The sequence below is a fragment of the Enterococcus sp. DIV0187 genome (genome assembly GCF_051713785.1).
Taxonomy (GTDB): domain Bacteria; phylum Bacillota; class Bacilli; order Lactobacillales; family Enterococcaceae; genus Enterococcus_A; species Enterococcus_A avium.
This window is the reverse complement of record NZ_JBIOQO010000001.1, coordinates 1-18,482: the sequence shown is the minus strand read 5'-3', so window position 1 is coordinate 18,482 and position 18,482 is coordinate 1. Positions and strand designations below refer to the sequence as shown.

Below are 18,482 nucleotides of genomic sequence, written 5' to 3'. Positions count from 1 at the left end.
TCCAAAAAAATATTATAGTTACTTATTTTGAATTTTACTATCAAACTAGCATAAAAAGCTATACTAAAAAGAAATTTTATTCAATTAAGCAATAATTCCTATTTCTTGTTTTGAACTTAAAAAATAGCTTATTAGAAAATAGTAAAGAAGGAGAACCTTCTTTACTATTCGTTAAGCTTGTTATCCTTTTGCCTCTTCAACCTCAATAGATGGTTTTTCAGCTTTTTGACCATCCTTTTTCATAATATCTTTATACAATAAAACGAATAGTCCCAACCACACGATCGCTAATAAGATCGCCCACCAGTTCAGTTGAGCTGCTTTTGAGAAGATAAAAATGAAATCAGGTATTCCCATAGAACTCCATGTCAGCATTTTACCCGATTCAATCGCCACAGCACCTGTAGATGTCGCCAGCTGGGTGATATATGGTGCGAAATAAGTTGCAGCGTAAAGGAAAATTGGTGTAGTGATCATTCCTAAAACGATGCTCCGCAAAAGATTTGCTTTTGTAAGCAAAATCGCTCCGATAACGAATGATAGATTGATGATCCCCGCAAATGGCAACACTCCGTTGTTGGGTAAGAAAATAGCAGCTATCAGAAAGACCGGAATCGTCAGTGTTACAGCAACCCACAGCTCACTACGACCAGCAATAATCGGCCAATCTAAACCAATAAATATTTCTTTTCCGTTAAATCGCTTTCTCATTGTCTCTGAAATAGCATCGGAAATTGGTGATAGCGCTTGCGCAAAAAGTTTAGAGATCATTGGGAAAAGCAGCAATGCTGTTCCTGCTTGTACAGCTAGTACTAGCGATCTTTGTACCCCATAGCCAGAAACTAAGCCTAAGATAAGTCCGATAATGGCGCCCATCACATGATTTTCTCCGAGAATCCCGATTTTGTCTTTAAGATAGTCGGCATCAATTTCCTTATTGAAAATTGGAATATAATCCAGTATTTTATTAAGCGGATACATTATTACGGCGATTAAAGCCATGAAGTGAGGAACAGTAACTCCAGGAATCCCAGTAATCTCCTCCACGCGTTTCCCGATAGCATCACCAAATTTTAGTTCTACCACGATTTGAATCGCTGCGACAACAAAACCAGCAATGATACTACCAGAAATATAGGATACCATAACAGCCGTAAAAATCTTCGCCCAAACATTCCACATATCAACATTCAATGTTTTGGTCCAATTCAATACCAGCATCGCAATATTGATGCCAAGCTGTAAAGGAAACATCAGAAAGGCAAAAGGCCACGCCCAGGAAATAGCCGCCATTCCCGGCCAGCCGCCATCAACTGCGGTCAGATTAACACCGGTATTTTTTGCCAGACTTTCCGCTGCACCACCAATATATTCCATCATAAAACCAATCACTAAATTCATAGCAACGAAAGCGATCCCTAAAGTCAGCGCTGATGAAAAAGCCTCGCCAAATTTCATTTTTGCAATTAGTGCGATAATCAACATAATCAAAGGAACAAAAACTGGTGCGCCCATATCTAATACATAATTTACTATATTTCTTAAAACATCCATTTTTTATGACCCCCGTTTTGAGCATTCATACTACCTTATCTACCAATTAGATTCCCTGAAAAAGATCCCGCTTTTTCAGGGAAAAACGCATGTTACTTGCTATCGATGACTTCAATGATTTTATCTAATTCAGCGTCCATTCCCATTCCGGTTAAAAAGGCGATCCCATTAAATACTGGAATTGGGTATTCTTCTTTCGGCTTAGTGATCGCGATATAAATGTCGGCAGTCTTGATATGCTGCTTGATCGATTTGATATCGACCGCTTCTACAACCTCGCTATAGCCTTTTGCTTTTAGTAATTTCGTTACCTTTGATGCGACTGTCTGAGAAGTAGCCACACCTGATCCGCATGCTACGATAATTCTTGCCATTATAAATCCCCGCTTTCTTTATGCTAAAACCTTACGCATTTTTGTCCTGATTTGTTCTTCTTCATTTGTCTTAAAAATACTGTCGATTGCACTTTCTTCCATAAAAAAGGCCATTAGTTTTTGCAACATCTCAATTTGTTGACCGCCCTTTTGAATACCCAACATAACGATCAGCTTGGCTTCTGCCTTTTCTTCAGCCATCCCCATTGGATTGAACTGAACGGATTCCTTTGGTCGAACAACTGCCACAAAGGGCTCGACCAGGTGTTGAGGATCGGTATGAGGAATAGCAAAGTCAATGAATGGGCCAGTGATCCCTGTTGGATATTCTTCCTCCCGTGCCACGATCGCATCGAAATAACTGTCTTTGACAAATGGTCTCACTTTGTCTGAATCAATAACTTTACGAAATAAATCGACATCGCTCTCATAATTTTCATCTAAAATAACAACCAGATTATCCAATAAATCTTTCTCCATTTTTTACACGTCCCGTTCAAAATCTAAACTAATTGATCTAATCGAAGACCATCTTCTGGAATTACTTGTCTCCAGTAATCGCAGGTTTCTTTTAGTCGATCAATAATTTCCAGCTCTGTATCTGTATTAGAAGAAAAAATCTCAAAGGAAAGGTAGATATCGTCTACTTTCTTTTCTTCACCATAGATTAGATCATCCTGCTGCTTCTCATAAGATTTCTTGATCGCTTCCAACACTTTTCTCGGTTCAATGATGCCGGTTTTATTGGTCTCCGCAGTAAATGGCGCATGATGTGCTGTTACCCCATCTGTCTGTTGCAGATGAATGATCGGCGAATAGCAGCCCAGCTCCTCCAGCCACGCATAAGGATCAGCATCTCGATCTGTTTTTGAATAAAGATAATCATGAGCGAAAATTTCTTCACAGAATTTCTCTACCTCTGAATCACTGACCGTCTCTTGTTCTTTAAAGGCTTGCCACATCCGCTGAGCTTCATCAGAAAATAAGACGAAGCTTGGCTCTTTCAGTTGTCTATTCTCGATTGACGTACGGACTTCCTTTTTGCTTGGCAGCTTGAATTTTTTCTGTCCGATCATATGGCCGACATCAACCGTGATGTATAAGCCTTTGTTGTAATTTAAATATTTTTTTGACATTTCAATCGTCCACGGCGGCTGCTGCGGCGCATACATCGCTTCGATACTGATTTTTGAATTCCCTTTGCTGCTTGCGTAAGCGCAAATTTTATCCAGCTCGTTTTTCACTTGCAATTCTACTTGTTCGTATTTTTCTTTGTCCTTTAAGCTGACCAATGGCACCGCGTGAAAAGCAAAGCCTAAGCCATTGTTTCGTTTAGACAGCTGATCGATCGCTTTTTTAAACCAGACATCCACGATATTCGACACATAATCCTGATCGCTATGGGCCAGGCCAACGGTTCGATACGTTTGATAGCCCGTGTGGAAGTTCGCCACCTTCACACCATACTTTTCTTCGCAGGCTTTGAGTTCCTCAAACCACTTCTCAATATAACTATCTGGCGAATAAAGAAGATCCATTTCATTGTCAAAGCTGGCTTCAATGTAGTTAAATCCTATTTCCTTCGTAACCTTGATCCACTCAACCGGCTCGACCCAGCGTTTTAGAGCAAAACAATTATCTAATACAAGATATATCTTCGGATACTTATTACTCATGACCAACCTCCTTTTCTAGAAATGAATGACGACCTTCATCGTTCCGTTATCTCTGACTGATTCAAAGCCTTCTAAAATATTATTGATCGTTACTTCCATCTCGATATATTTCTTCAGATCCAATTTCCCATCTAACATATAATCCATGATGCCCTGCATGAACTGAACAGTCGTCGCGTGTACACCAAAAATCTGAAGCTCTTTGTAATGAATAAGATTGGAATCCAAGTAGCCTTTTCCATCGCCGGCGATCCCGCCAAACAGTGAGATTCGCCCTCTTTTCGCTGCGATCACTTGGGCTTCTGTATGAACGGGCGCGTAGGATGTTGCGGTGATCACGACATCAGCACCTCGGCCCTCTGTATTATCCAGAATTACCTGCTCCATGTTTTCAACATTTGAACTGATCCATTTAACACCCGGCACCATTTTTTCTGCGATTCGACCGCGACTCTCGATCGGTTCGATCATAAAGACTTTTTTCGCGCCTTGGATCATCGCCAGCTCAGCGTGCATGCAGCCAATGATTCCACTACCATAAATCACGACAAAGTCGTCCTTTGAAATATTCAAATAGCTCTGGGCATTCAGCGCACACGCGGCAGGTTCAATCAGAGTGGCATCATCATCTACTAGTACGTCAGGTAATTTGATGACATTTCCCATCTTAAGCGCTTGGTAGGGAATGCTCATGTATTCAGCGAAGGCCCCCTCGTATTGAAAGCCGATCGTTTGCAGATTGTCACACATATTCGTATGACCTGTCTTGCAGGACCAGCATTCACCACAGCCGATCGCTGGAGCAGCAGTAACTCGATCGCCAACCTTGAATCCTAACTTCTCCGCGTATGGACTGACTTCAGATACTTCTGCAGAAAACTCATGACCCAAAATTCTTGGTGGTGTAATCATGTTGCTTCCTTTTAAATAAGTCCGCATGTCTGTTCCGCAAATAGAAGCCGTCTTGATTTTTACGATCATATTGTCGTCTTCTAATTGAGGCTTCGGCATCTCTTTCACAACTAATTCTCTTTTCTCATCCATTACAAACGCTTTCATATTGACCTCCGCTTTCTTACTGAGAACTTAAACTACTAGCTATCTTGCGTGCTTGGGTAAAACATAATTTTAATGAAATAGAGCTCTTTCTTATCGATTTTTTTGAATGTGTCTGGCACATCGTCCAGTGTCAGTTTCTGAGTGATGAACATTTCCGGATTCATCAATCCTTTGTCCATTAATTCAGCCGATTCCGTCCATTCGATACCAGGGAATGGATCTGAGAAGGAATTCCAGCTGCCCATAACACTGACCTGATATCTCAAGATTTTATCCACTGCTTCTTTCGGGAAAGTAAGACTCGAATTGCTGATTCCCAAATAGACGACGCGTCCCATTTTGGCAGACGCTTGGACCGCTTGAATTTGACAAATTTCCGTACCGGACATTTCCAGTGAAACATCGATACCTTGATTATCCGTTACTTTGAGGATCGCTTCAACCGGATCAATTTCTTTACTATTGATCGTTGTCGTCGCTCCACTTTGTTTCGCTATTTCCAATTTCCGATCATCGATATCAACGGCGATGATCGTTTTCACACCTTTGGCCTTCGCATATTGAACAGCGAATAGACCGATCGCTCCCATTCCATAGACCGCAACGCTATCCATCTCGGTTAAGTCCGCTCGTAAACAAGCATGAACGGCATTTGCTGCCGGATCGATCGTCGCACCCCAATCGTAGGGAACGTTGTCACCTAATTTGATCAGATTCAGCGCCTTAACAGACAAGTACTCCGCAAAAGCTCCGTCATTTCTTGACCCATAGTACATATAGCCTTCTGAAAGAGAATAAATTCCTTTTTTACTCCATGGATCATTGTAGTCAGGAAGTAATGGTGCAACCGCAACCCGATCACCAAGCGCCCAATCCTTGACATCCGAACCCAATTCAACGATTTCTCCCGCAAACTCATGGCCTAACGTAATCGGTAAAACATGCGGGCCTTTGATCAAGGCTCTGGGTATATCTGAGCCGCAGACGCCTACCGCATGGATCTTCAGTAGCACTTCATCCGCTTTCGGTGACGGCTTAGGAACCTCTTCCACTCTCAGATCCTTCACGTCATACATTCTTACTGCTTTCATTAATATCCGCCTCCTGTGACCGCTTCGCCGGAAATAATCTCGATCCCGGATGAAGTTCCTAATCTCGTTGCACCGGCTTCGACCATTTGTTGCGCAGTCTCGGCACTTTTGACACCACCGCTTGCTTTCACACCCATGGTTTGTCCAACTGTTTTACGCATCAACGCGACATCCTCGACCGTTGCTCCGCCAGTCGAAAAGCCTGTCGAAGTCTTAACAAAATCCGCGCCGGCTTCTTGAGCAAGCGTACTTACTTTAGCCTTTTCATCATCAGTCAGTAAACAAGTTTCAATGATAACCTTGAGAAGCTTATCCGCTTTGTGAGCCACTTCAGAAAGAGCTTTGATCTCTGCCTTAACGTAATCATTTTTTCCATCCTTCAATGCACCGATGTTGATTACCATATCCAGCTCATCCGCACCATTTTTGATAGCATCCTCAGCTTCGAAAACCTTTGCTTCCTTCGTTGAAGCTCCGAGAGGAAAACCGATCACTGTACAAACTAACACTCCGCTATCCTGCAAAAGCTCTTTACATTTTGAAACCCAGTAAGGATTCACACAAACCGATTTGAACTGATGCTCCTTTGCTTCCTCACACAATTTCTTGATTTGTTCTTCCTGTGCATCTGCCTTCAACAACGTATGATCGATTAATTCGTTGACTTTCATAAACAACCTCCATAAAACTTTTTTCAGTTACGAAATTAATTTCATCTATAATATAGCATGCGCGGTCTTATAAATCAATACTTTTTTCACTACAGAAATATATTTCATATTCAGGGCTAATTTTCATGATCGGAATCAAAAGGAAGAAAAAATAATAAAGCTGCCTAATGCAATAATTCCAGCAGGCATATCTAAATGTGAATACCCCTCTTTATTGGTCACAGCATTCAAAGCATCACCCAAAATTCCGGCTAGACATCCAGCAAACGCAGCGAACAGAATATTCCCTGATGCCACGACACAGTATCCGGCAACCAAAGTAATATGATGCGTCACAGGAAAATCCTTTACCTTTAAATATAAGAAAAACAATGAGACCGCACTGATCGCCCAGCCTAGGTTAGCAATTTTCCAAATATCGATAATATATGCGAAAAGAAACCCAATACTTGAATAGCACAGCAGCGAGTAGACGAGGCTGCCCTTTGAAAAAAGTCCGTCCTTGAGCTTTTCCAGATTGACCAGAACTGATTTTCTTAAAATAATTATCCGGCATAAAAGACCGCAGACATAAACCGTTAGTGCGATTGTATCGATTGGAATGGCAAGCTGAACAAAAACTGTATTGATCAAGCAGCCTAAAACACCAAACCCGCCGCCGACTAATAGCACGTCGACTCGCTTGATCTGATTTAATGAAGAAAACAGATCATTTGCAGCAATCGTTTGACTATTTGATCGCTCTCCAACCTTATTCCCAAATGCAACCGCAGCGACGGCACCGACGAAGCTTATATGCGGACCAAAGATTGGACCTAATGCGACACTCTCCAAAAATGAAGCGTCCCCGTTACTTACTAGAATAGCCGTCCCGACCAGCGTCATTATCCCAGTAAAAATAAACGCCGCATTGGCACCGATCAGTGCGCCAAAAATTCCCCCGGCAAATGAACTTAATAGAAGCAATCCGTTAAATTCCATTATTCTCTCCTTTTCTAAAAAGAAACTAGACTATACAGAAATGTATAATCTAGCTTATCGTTGATTATTTATGGCTTCAACATAACCTTGATTGAGCCTACGCCCTTATCATTGATCTTGAAGCCTTCTTCCCACTCTTCTAATGGTAGGGTATGCGTCACGACGCCTTCTGTCGGCATTTTGCCATTTCCGATCCACTCGATCACCTGCTCAAAGCAGTAGGGTGATAGATGAGAGCCTAATAGATCCAGCTCTTTACTATCCCCGATGATCGACCAATCCACCGTTGTTTCAGCACCAAAGACACTAAACTCAACGAACGTCCCCAGCTTGCGGATCGCTTTTAAGCCTTGAACAACACTCGGAGGCGCACCCGTTGCTTCCACATAGATGTCACAGCCATACCCATCCGTTAAATCAACGATTTTTTGGACAACGTCTTCTTTGGCAGGATTCATTACGATATCGGCACCGAATTCTTTAGCCTTCTCTAATCGTTCATCCAGTAGATCCAAGACGATCAAGGTCTTAGGATTCCTTAATTTGGCGGCTCCGATCATACCCATTCCTAATGGCCCCGCTCCAGAGAGAACGACCACATCCTCGTTACTAATATTCGCGCGATCAATCGCATGCTTGGCACAGGCATAAGGTTCAGCCAAAATGGCGGCTTCGATCGACATATCCATTGGTACTTTGTAAACAAGACCAGTATTGGCGATCTTCATATATTCCGCCATCCCGCCGTTGACATTTCCTTGGAAGCCATAAATATCGTGTTTTTGACACATCCAGTATCTTCCCGTTTTACAGAATTTACATTCGCCGCAGGGAGCGATTTGTTCGACTGCCACCCGATCGTTTAGCTCGATCTTTTTATCATGGAAATTCGCACCCCGTTTAACGACATGCCCGATCACCTCATGACCGGGGATAAATGGTGGTTTGACCCAAGATGGTTGATTGTCATCTCCCCAAAATTTAGCTGCTCCATGCCAGGTCTTCGTATCCCCCGCACAAATCCCTACCGCTTCAACCTTTAGTAATAGCTCATCCTCTGCAATTTCTGGTACTGGGACATCCGTTCGAAACTCATAGGTCTCCTTATTTTCTACCACTAGTGCCCGCATCGTTTTTGGAATCATTTTCTTCCTCCTAAATGTTGATTGATACTTCCTTATTTATTTTCTTGTTGTACTTATCTTTTATTGTCTCCCACAGCTCACTATCAGAAGGCGAAAAGACGTGCAAATCACTAGAATTCGCAGACAGCTCTCTGCCTTCATTTAAGTCCTTGATGGTTCCATCGGCTAATAATTGGAACAGAAAATTACCAGTAACGGTCGTTTCAACCGGACCAGCTACCACCGTCGTGTTCATCGCATCTGCGATCCATTGACAAAGCAGCTTATTCTGAGAGCCACCGCCAACGACATGAAGAACCTCAATTCGTTTTTCAATCACTGATGTAACCTGCTGGAAGCTTTCATTGAATTTTAACGCCATACTCTTAAAGACACACCGAGCGATCGCTCCGATATTTACAGGGATCGGCTGTCCCGTCTTTTTGCAGTAATCCTTGATTACTTTTGGCATACTGCTGTGAATCTGTCCGAAGATCGGATCGTCCACATTGATAAAGCTGTCTTCGTCGGCCGTATCTCTGGCTTCCTCACAAATATAATCCCACGTAACCTTATCACCATACTCCTGCAGCCATGCTTCACGACACTGCTGGATGATCCAAAGACCAGTGATGTTTTTTAACAACAAATTCTTTCCATCCGCCGAACCTTCATTCCCAAATTGAAACGGCACGATCCGCTCATCCATCACAGGCTTTTCAGTCTCGATACCTGCTAATCCCCAAGTGCCAAGGCTGATAAATCCCCAATCTTGATCTCCTTTACAAGGTATCCCGGAAACCGCCGCGGCCGTATCATGAGTTGCCGACACAATCACATCGATTGGGGCAATCCCCAGCTCCTCACATACTTCTTTTTTTATGGGCCCGATATTTGTTCCTGGCTCTACGATCGGATTTAAGAAATCAGATTTTAGATTTAGCTTCTCAAAAATCTTCTTTTCCCAGCTTCGCGTATTTTGATTTACCAGCAAGGTCATCGTCGCGTTCGTAAATTCATTCACTTTTTTTCCAGTCAGCATAAAATTGAAAATATCCGGCATCATCAGCAAGGATTTACCTTCGCGATATTCGAGGAAATTATGTTCCTTCATCGAGAATAATTTATAGATTCCCATAATCCGATTGGTCGGACCACCGCTTAGCTGAAAGAGCTCCTCCTCTGACAAAATACTGTGCAGCTTCTCGGAAAGATCATGTTGATTTTGATCGCGGTAAGTCAGTACTGAATTAATCAGTCGATCATCACTGTCGAGAAAACCAAAGTCACAGCCCCATGTATCAATTGCCATGGATTTGATATCATCGAATTGCTTCAAGCTCTTTTTAAGACCGATCTTGATCTCTGAATAAAGTCTTGGGATATCCCAAAAGAATTCTCCGTTATTCATAACCACTGGTCGATTGTCAAAATTATGTGTGATCTCAAATTGAAGCTGATCTTCTATTACTTGCGCAACCACAGCTCTGCCATTACTGGCACCTAAATCAAAAATTAAGTATCGAGACATATAGCTCCCTCTTTCATGAAAAATTATAAATGTGCGTTACAAAATGATTTGAATCTCTTCTGCTAATTTTTTAACAACAATGTCCTTCTTGTAGGTCCGTTCTGGCAGCCCGATCAAAACATGAACCTGCTCTTCTGAAATCGGATACATTACATCGTGCCAAGTCCCTTCCTTCAAAATGACCAACGTCCCTTTTGGTACTTGAAAAACTTCGACTTCCGCTTCGATGATCTCCCCGCCATTAGCAGGAGCCACCGCCAGTAAAACATCGGCAGCCAGTGGCAGCTGGAGTTCATCTGTCTCATCATGATACTCCATCGCTTTGATCTTTAAACCTTCATTTTTTCTGACCACCAAGCTCGACAAGCCTAATGAGCCGGACTGTGTGATCATTCGTACTGGATCTCTGAAAAATTTGTGATATTCACCCTCTAAATAATACCCGTCAGGCTGTGAGATACTTGTTACAAAACCATAATCACTAAAATTTTCAGTCGTGATCTTTTGTGTGTTTACGTCCATACCCTTCCTCCTCGTAAGTCCTAAGAGTGAAATATTTCTCTGCGCAGAAATTAATTTCAAAGCCATTATAAACACAGATTCAAATGAATGTCTACACAATTTTTCAAAACATGTAAGCGGATTCTTAATATGGATAGTTTCTATTGTTTTTTTAATCACTCGTTCTTTTCTCGATAAAATATCTTAGCTTGTCGAGCGTATTATTTTGATAATTCCATTTTGAATATAAAATGAGTAATTCTTACTTTTATAAAATAACCATCATCTATTATTTTAATAATCGTACAAAAAAACTCGAAACACTTTATTTTAAGTGTTTCGAGCAAACTGCTTTTTATTTTTCAATCAACCCTTCAACCTGCGGCAATCCAATTCCTGCCGTATAGACTTCAATCAAGCCTGACGGCAATTCCAAATCCTCCGTATGTCCTTTGACATTCATGTGGATCGTCTCTTCTTTATCTGCTAAGATTTTTTCTTTGAAGTCTGGATCAGATAATGCTGCCACACCCATCGACGCCACATCGCCGTAGTTCAGTGCATCCAAGGCCTCATCAGCTGAACGAATCGTGCCTGAAATAACTACCGGCACTCTGCCTGACACAAACGTCTTGATGACCAGACTGACTGGCTCAGTAAAATCGCCTTTTTGCGGCATCGCCTTATAGGCATCTTTACCAAAGTTTCCACCTGCCGCTGAAGATAAATCAAGAAAATCGAGGTCTTGTTCCAACAGCTTATCGATCAATTTCAATGAATCATCTAAGTCATACCCGACCATCTCCCCATGAATCTCTTCCGGTGAAATTCGATAGCCGACAATTGCCTCAGGATTTTCTGCTCGCGCGACTTTCAAGACTTCTTTTGTCACTTCAATAGCAAAGTTCATCCGCTTTTCAAACGAGCCGCCCCAATAATCCGTCCGTTGATTTGAATAGCTAGAGAAGAACTGCTGGATCAAATAGTGATTTGCCCCGTGAATCTCCACGCCGTCAAAGCCGGCTTTCAACAAGCGCTGCGCTGCTAAGCCAAAATCCTTCACCACTTGCCAGACTTCATCTTCTGTTAATTCGGTTACCTTGTATTGCAAAAATGGAAATTCGATGGCACTTGGTGCATAAGCCTTTCCAGTGACATAGCAGCCATACGCGCCTTCACGGCCAGGATGCTGAATCTGACCAATCGCTTTGCTGCCATTGCTCTTCATGGCCGCAGCTAATTTGCTGTAAGCATCAATTGCCTCATCATTAAAGATAGATAATTGTTTCGGATGTCCTTGGATATTTTCCTGAACAGTGATCGCACCAGTAATCAACAAATCCGCAAACTTACTGCGCCGTTCAAAGTACTTGATATCCTCCTCCGTTGGTTGCCCCGTTGCTGGATCAGCTGCGAAAACCACCATCGGACACATCGCGAAACGATTCTCCAAACGTCCGCCGTGTTTCAATCCAATCGGTTCAAATAGTGGTGCATATTTTTCTTTCATTGATGATTCCTCACTTTCTTTTATACTCGTGCATGTGTCGTATACCAGCCGCCGTCGATCGTGATGGTCGCACCAGTGATAAAGCTAGCTTTAGCCGATGCCAAGAAGGCAAATAATTTCGCTGGCTCCCAATCCTCACCAATCCGCCGACTCGGAATCGCCTTCAACGCGGCCTCGGTTCCCAACATCTCCCATGCTTGATCCGGCATCAAATTCGTGCGGATCAATCCCGGACAAACCGCATTTACCCGAATGAAGGTATTGTCGCCTTCATCAATCTCCGTCACTGCTTTAGGTCGCCCAAACATATCCGCTGGATTATTATTTAACAACGCCGCCGCACTTTGCCGCGTGTAATTCAATAGCGCGGCCTTCAATACATTATAAGGAACCGAATCCCCAATCATGAAGGAAGCCACCGAGGCGGTGTGGGTGATACTCGGATTTTCCGACTTCCGTAAAAGCGGCACACAATATTTAGTAAACAATGCGGCATGCAGCACGTACAATTGAAAGGCCCGTTCAAACTCACCCGAATCCACCTCCTCAACCGTACCCACGATCGCAGAACCCGCATTGCAAATCAAGCTGTCTAATCTACCGAATTTTTCCTTCGCAAAAGCCACCGCTGATTTGATCTGCTCCTCATCCGTCACATCACATTTAAACGGCAAAAAGTTCTCGCCCAACTCCTTCGTTCGACTAAAATTCCGCCCAATCCCGATTACCGTTGCCCCCTGATCCAGAAACTCCTTCGTTGTCGCCAAGCCAATGCCAGAAGTCGCGCCAGTAATCATTACGATAGAATCTTTTAACATGTTGAATCCTCCTTCTACCTCATTTTAAGGAATTCATTTTTTTTAAAATGAGGTTTATTTTCGTCACGCATACCATTCCACTAAACGTTCATATTTTGAATAAACTCAAAAAGTGGAACTGGCATTAATTACTGACCGTCATCAAGCCGCCGTCGATCAAGACATCGGCGCCATTGATGTACTGTGCATCTGTCGAGGCTAGAAACGCGATCAAATCCGCTACTTCCTCCGGTTTTCCTGTTCGTCCGCAAGTAATCTGTGCCATTTGATCATACATTGTCAAGACATCAGCTTCCGCCATATTGACACCATCTCGTTGGAAGATCGGCGTCTGGATAAAGCCCGGCGAAACACTATTGCAGCGCACGCCAATAAAGCCCTGGGCTTGCTGCTTGGTATACAGCACCACGGCGTTTTTCGCTAGATTATACAAAGGATTTTCAGAGCTGACCGTTCGGCTGGCGGCAGAAGCGGTATTGATAATACTTGCGTTGTTTTTCGGAGCATTTAATAAAAGAGGATACAATTCTTTGGCAAACAGCATCGGTGCCCGCAGCAAAAGACTGAAGCAGCGATCAAATTGATCGACCGTCACATCACGAATCGTGGTATTCTCGCCAAAGCCCGCATTGTTCACAAACACATCCAGCTCATTGTCAAACGTTTCTTTGATAAAATCACAGGTTTTTACGATCTCATCGGCATCCCGCACATCACAGGTCCGAGGAATAAAGCGATCACCTAAATCCTTCGTCTTGCTAAAATTCCGACCGATCCCAATCACTGTCGCACCCTCCTTGATAAACAGCCGAGCCGTAGCCAGACCAATACCAGAAGTCGCACCAGTAATCACAACTTTGTAATCTTGGAACATCGTTCTACCTCCCTTTTCAAAAAACAAAAAAATTTCAAATGAAAATAGGACAGTTACATTTGTTCAATTAGAGACTCTTGTTGGATTTTAGTTGCAGACAGATGTCTTGATGAATCGAATAAAGTTTGGAGGATACTACGTTACTACTACAATGATAGCACTAATCAGGGTGCCTAGAAAACGTCTTCATGAAAAAGGCATAATATTTTTGCTTATTGACGTTCGTTCTTGTAAAAAGCTGGCTGAATGAAAACTTCTGAAGTAATAGCCGTTTTCTTAACTAGTCAATTTGTGATTAAATCCTATCTTGACATTCAATTTGGACTACGATACGGTTAATTAAAGAGATTTTTAGCTAAGTTAGGAGAAATGATATTTTGGACGACGAGGACTCGTTGTGTATAGAAAAAAATAATCGTGTATTTACTAATAATGATTTTAACGTGCGCTGTTGGCATACAGGGTGCTTTTTTGCATTAACTGAAAAATATAAGGAGGAACATTTTGGATAATTTAAGTGTCATGATGGTTGTATTGGTAATATTGCTGGCTCTGTCAGCGTTCTTTTCTTCGAGTGAAACGGCCTATTCTTCATTAAATCGCATTCGGATCACTAAATTGGCAGAAGAAGGAAATGATAAAGCAAGGAACGTTTTAGAATTGTTTCATAATTTCGATCGTCTATTATCAGCGATCCTGATCGGGAACAATATCGTGAATATCGCAAGCTCTTCGATTGCGACTGTCCTATTTGTGCGCTATTTTGGCAACATCGGCGTGACACTATCGACGGTTGTGATGACGATTTTGGTTTTAACCTTTGGAGAAATATTTCCCAAAACTTTAGCGAAAGAAGCACCTGAGACTTTCGCACTTGCCGTTGCCCGTCCATTGAAAATCTTGCTGACCATTTTTTATCCACTGACGCTCTTTTTCTCTGTCTTGAAAACTGGTCTGATGAAGCTGTTACCAAACAAAGAAGCGACCCCATCCATCACCGAAGATGAATTATTGATTCTTGTGGAGGAAGCAGCTCAAGAGGGTTCGATCGATGCAGATGACGAGCTTCTGATCAAAAGTGTGGTCGCGTTCAACGATTTGGAGGTACAAAAAATCTTTGTGCCCCGTACCGATATTATTTCCATTAACAGTAAAAAGAGTACCGAAGAAATAGCCGAAATTTTTGAAACCTCTGGTCTATCTCGCCTGCCCTATTGCCAAGATAGCATCGATGATGTGACCGGTGTGGTGAATCAAAAGGACTTTTATTATCACGTGCTAAAAGGTGAAAAAAGAATCGAAGACATCGTCAAACCAATCAGCTTCATACCAAAAAGCATGAAAATTTCAGAGCTGATGAAAAAATTCCAAGCCGATCAAATCCATATAGCCATCATTATAGATGAATACGGTGGAACCGCCGGCCTCGTTACACTAGAAGATATCATCGAAGAATTGGTCGGAGAAATCTGGGATGAATATGATAACAAGAAACTGGATTATTACAAGCTGGCAGATGGCAGCTTCCTGGTAAATGGACGCTCAGACTTCGATTGCTTGGAAGAGCTTTTCAATATTACAAATACCACGAACTCAATATCCGTCGCAGGTTATATCTTAGCATCAATCGAACGAATCCCTGTGGAGGGCGAAACGATTCAGTTAGATGGGTTGACGATAACTATTTCGAAGATGAGGAATCGCAGGATTGAAGAAGTGGTGATTGAGCCGAGTGGTGAGGGTGGATAATGAAACTTCACTGATGATTTTATAAGTAACAATCATTGAACAATTTTCGTCATTTTATTTCATGACGGACTTGTTTTATGCGTTGGAAAACTTCTATCTTCAAAAGATTAGATGCTTATACACCATAATTTCTAACTTATTAAAAACTGAACCTATTTTCCGCAAGGTTCAGTCACTGCTTAGGCTCTAAATTCCAGAAAAAGTCAATCAGAATTTTCTTTAATCTGCTTTTTAAGTATTCTTTTGGTATTATTTACTCTTTAATATATTTCACAGAACAGTTAAAATATATTGAGTTAGATTAAGTAAAGCATCAACTAGATCGGCTAGAAAATGTCTTAGTAAATAAACCAAAAAAAGCCAATGACAACTGCCAATGACTTTGTGAATTTAAAAAAGTTTGCTGGTAGATTTCTTTTATACTGTTAATTATAGTGAGAAAAAAGTATCAAGAAAATCTTTTTCATTAAAAATTTGATCCGAATAAAAGTCTATTTCCTTATCAAAACATACCTTATATAACTCAATAATTGTAGATTTTATATCTTCTAAGTCAAATTTTTGAATTTCATTAACAAACATAGCTGGACTTAATCTTAAATCAGAAATTACACATTCTTTATCTAAGTGCCCAAAAAATTTATCTCTAAACATTATTACAGTATTGCTCAACTCACTATTTTCTATATAGAGTCGAGTTTCGTTCGCAATTTTCTTTACAGCGCTATTATTTTTAAATTCATCCACCTGACTTATCACATTTACAGTTTTCAATAAGGAATACTCCTTATTCCCTTTTAAAATTTTACTTAATCCCATAATTATTTTATCTATCAAGGATTCAAATAAAATAATCCGATTGAACGAATAATTATTGTTTTTGCTTTCTACTTTATTCCCCCACTCTTTATCAATTATACTAATCAAAAAAATTGATCTTTCAATTTTTAATATTTCATTTCTCATTTCAAAGAGATGAATTTCTAACCAGTCAATTTGATTATCAAACTCATGATCATAATTTTGTATAAAAGCCGTGATTGAATTTCTATTTTTCATATTACCTCCAAAAATGATAATCTAATCATACTAAAATAACTATTTCAAATGCTCAATCAATTGTTCTAGCGACTCTGTTAACTGTTTGATCTTAAATCTATCAATTCTACCGAGTTTTGTTTTATCCATCTTTGTTTTTATTTCATTTAAAAATTGGTAGATATCTTCTATCTCTTCTCCGTGAAAATCCTTTGCGTTACTTATTCTCAGATACTCCGAGTTGATAAATCGCCATAGTAAATCTGACTTGTTATTATCTTTTATGATAAACTCATCGATTGAACCATGTTCCAGCATAACCTTAAAAATATTTGTATTTCGTAAAAAACCATTTTGTTTAGCATTATAAAGTTCTTCATGTTCATCATTAAATAAGTGCTTAATAAATTCGCTATCCTTCATTTTTTTTCTTTGGTTGTCTACATCTTTCAATGATTGGTATAACTTTGGCCTCTCTAGTTTTATATTTGGTATCCCTTGAATATAAAATTCATCAACTAAATCCATCTCAATTTCATTTACAGTAGAATAACTTTCAATCAATTTCGTTTCAATCACTTCTAAATAACTATTCTCAAGGAACATTAGGTTCATTTTTTGGAATTGACTAAGTCTTCCGTATACTGTAATCAAATCTTTAAAGCTGAATTTATTTTCTTGAACATCGGCTAATACGCTTTTTTGAACCTCTTTAAGCTGATTGTCGGTGAAACGGCGAAAGTCATTCAGTTTATCCAAGTTGCTAATTTCTCTAGTAAGATTTACAAAGTTTCTTTTCCAATTTGAAACATATTTATTATCACCCATAAAGCCAAATAAAACTTGGGAATGAATATCATTTGAGTAAAATATATAATCATCAAAGCTCTTATGCTTATGATGATATTGATCTATAATTGTTTCCTTAATAGACTTTTGCTCATCCTCACTAAGATAATAATCGAAATACCTAGTATTGGAGATTCCTTTCAACACATCAAAATCATTTTCTGTAATACTGCCTAATTTGTACTCGTTCGTAATAACAAAAATATTTAGAAAAATGCTTTTCCTTATATTTTCTTCTAATTTATCAGACTGTAATTGGATTATATCACTGAATAATTTCAATTCAACAAAACTATAATTTTCAATTACAGTAAGTAAAGTTCTTAAATTAATTCCTTTTTTTCTCCTATTACTTTGGTATTCTTCAAGTATATCTCTTATCCATAAACTATTTTCCTTAATGAAAGTATTTCTGCTTTTTTTTAAAATTATTCGTTCAATTTCTGAGATTTCATAAGCAAAATTAATGGTTCTACCTATTACTTTTTCCTTCATCTTTTTAAAATCATCAGTCTTTTCAATCTCATTACTGTTAGATAGTATGATCACTTTACAATTCAATTTTTCCAAGAGTTCATTTAAAATAAATCCAAGTAAATCCTTTACACTAATTTCTTCACTAATTCTTTCCAGATCGTCTATAAAAACGACAATAGATTTTTCTAGTGATGATTCTAGCATTAATTGATTATATGACTCCAAAATCCAGTCACTAATTAAACTAATAGAACTTAGTCTTTGATCACCCCATATATTCGTAATTTTTCGAAATTTTTTACTCATTGTGGTAATTGATGAAAAAACTTTTTTATCTGAACTCAACTCTGAAATGACACGATAGAGTATGTCTTGTTTCAGTTCGTTTAAATTATTGTATCCATATACTGAAAAATAAATTGGAAAATTCCCTTTTTCTTTTAGTTCATTAATCACATGATTCTTAATATAATAAGTCTTTCCAGTACCCCATGCTCCATCAACTTGAAGAGCATATGGTTCGTCTGTTTGCATATAGTTGTCTATAATTTGATTCATTTTATTCATAGTACACCTCTACTAAATTAAATAATTTTTATATGATA

17 protein-coding genes are annotated in these 18,482 nt (G+C 40.0%); 1 reads left to right on the top strand and 16 read right to left on the bottom strand.

The window, feature by feature from the left end; translation table 11 throughout:
* Positions 1-180 precede the first annotated feature (180 nt).
* From IGI52_RS00085 to IGI52_RS00020, 14 genes are all read right to left on the bottom strand, one after another.
* Positions 181-1,554, bottom strand: coding sequence for a PTS galactitol transporter subunit IIC (locus tag IGI52_RS00085; protein WP_438780065.1), 1,374 nt, complete (start codon positions 1,552-1,554; stop codon positions 181-183).
* 92 nt (positions 1,555-1,646) lie between these two features.
* Complete coding sequence (locus IGI52_RS00080) at positions 1,647-1,928, bottom strand: PTS sugar transporter subunit IIB (RefSeq protein ID WP_102872522.1); 282 nt, start codon at positions 1,926-1,928, stop codon at positions 1,647-1,649.
* A gap of 18 nt (positions 1,929-1,946) precedes the next feature.
* The gene (locus IGI52_RS00075; protein ID WP_144325201.1) at positions 1,947-2,408 is read right to left on the bottom strand and encodes a PTS sugar transporter subunit IIA; all 462 of its coding nucleotides are present in this window, start codon (positions 2,406-2,408) and stop codon (positions 1,947-1,949) included.
* A gap of 23 nt (positions 2,409-2,431) precedes the next feature.
* Positions 2,432-3,604, bottom strand: a complete 1,173-nt coding sequence (locus IGI52_RS00070; protein WP_438780064.1) for a TIM barrel protein — start codon at positions 3,602-3,604, stop codon at positions 2,432-2,434.
* A gap of 15 nt (positions 3,605-3,619) precedes the next feature.
* Positions 3,620-4,663 carry an alcohol dehydrogenase catalytic domain-containing protein gene (locus tag IGI52_RS00065; RefSeq protein ID WP_438780063.1) on the bottom strand — a complete coding sequence of 348 codons (1,044 nt, stop codon included), beginning with the start codon at positions 4,661-4,663 and terminating at the stop codon, positions 3,620-3,622.
* A 35-nt stretch (positions 4,664-4,698) separates the two neighbouring features.
* Complete coding sequence (locus IGI52_RS00060; protein WP_438780062.1) at positions 4,699-5,754, bottom strand: galactitol-1-phosphate 5-dehydrogenase; 1,056 nt, start codon at positions 5,752-5,754, stop codon at positions 4,699-4,701.
* Positions 5,754-6,425 carry a deoxyribose-phosphate aldolase gene (gene deoC, locus IGI52_RS00055; RefSeq protein ID WP_438780061.1) on the bottom strand — a complete coding sequence of 224 codons (672 nt, stop codon included), beginning with the start codon at positions 6,423-6,425 and terminating at the stop codon, positions 5,754-5,756. The genes IGI52_RS00060 and deoC overlap by 1 nt, the downstream gene beginning before the upstream one ends.
* A 135-nt stretch (positions 6,426-6,560) precedes the next feature.
* Positions 6,561-7,406, bottom strand: a complete 846-nt coding sequence (locus IGI52_RS00050; RefSeq protein WP_438780060.1) for a hypothetical protein — start codon at positions 7,404-7,406, stop codon at positions 6,561-6,563.
* Between the two features lie 68 nt (positions 7,407-7,474).
* On the bottom strand, positions 7,475-8,551 hold the full coding sequence (locus tag IGI52_RS00045) for an alcohol dehydrogenase catalytic domain-containing protein (RefSeq protein WP_438780059.1): 1,077 nt from the start codon (positions 8,549-8,551) through the stop codon (positions 7,475-7,477).
* 10 nt (positions 8,552-8,561) lie between these two features.
* Positions 8,562-10,061, bottom strand: a complete 1,500-nt coding sequence (locus IGI52_RS00040) for a rhamnulokinase (RefSeq protein ID WP_438780058.1) — start codon at positions 10,059-10,061, stop codon at positions 8,562-8,564.
* A 36-nt stretch (positions 10,062-10,097) separates the two neighbouring features.
* Positions 10,098-10,583, bottom strand: coding sequence for an ureidoglycolate lyase (locus tag IGI52_RS00035; RefSeq protein ID WP_438780057.1), 486 nt, complete (start codon positions 10,581-10,583; stop codon positions 10,098-10,100).
* Positions 10,584-10,917: 334 nt separating this feature from the next.
* A complete protein-coding gene (locus IGI52_RS00030) occupies positions 10,918-12,072 on the bottom strand; it encodes a hypothetical protein (protein WP_438780056.1) in 1,155 nt (384 codons plus the stop codon).
* A gap of 20 nt (positions 12,073-12,092) precedes the next feature.
* A complete protein-coding gene (locus IGI52_RS00025; RefSeq protein WP_438780055.1) occupies positions 12,093-12,890 on the bottom strand; it encodes an SDR family NAD(P)-dependent oxidoreductase in 798 nt (265 codons plus the stop codon).
* 124 nt (positions 12,891-13,014) lie between these two features.
* Positions 13,015-13,764, bottom strand: a complete 750-nt coding sequence (locus IGI52_RS00020) for an SDR family NAD(P)-dependent oxidoreductase (RefSeq protein ID WP_438780054.1) — start codon at positions 13,762-13,764, stop codon at positions 13,015-13,017.
* A 504-nt stretch (positions 13,765-14,268) separates the two neighbouring features.
* Here IGI52_RS00020 and IGI52_RS00015 point away from each other — a divergent pair.
* Positions 14,269-15,513, top strand: a complete 1,245-nt coding sequence (locus IGI52_RS00015; protein WP_438780053.1) for an HlyC/CorC family transporter — start codon at positions 14,269-14,271, stop codon at positions 15,511-15,513.
* A 429-nt stretch (positions 15,514-15,942) separates the two neighbouring features.
* On the opposite strand, the gene IGI52_RS00010 is transcribed toward IGI52_RS00015, so the two are convergent.
* Together IGI52_RS00010 and IGI52_RS00005 are read right to left on the bottom strand one after the other, a co-directional pair.
* On the bottom strand, positions 15,943-16,572 hold the full coding sequence (locus IGI52_RS00010; RefSeq protein WP_438780052.1) for a hypothetical protein: 630 nt from the start codon (positions 16,570-16,572) through the stop codon (positions 15,943-15,945).
* Positions 16,573-16,611: 39 nt separating this feature from the next.
* A complete protein-coding gene (locus tag IGI52_RS00005; protein ID WP_438780051.1) occupies positions 16,612-18,444 on the bottom strand; it encodes a P-loop NTPase fold protein in 1,833 nt (610 codons plus the stop codon).
* Between the last annotated feature and the right edge of the window lie 38 nt (positions 18,445-18,482).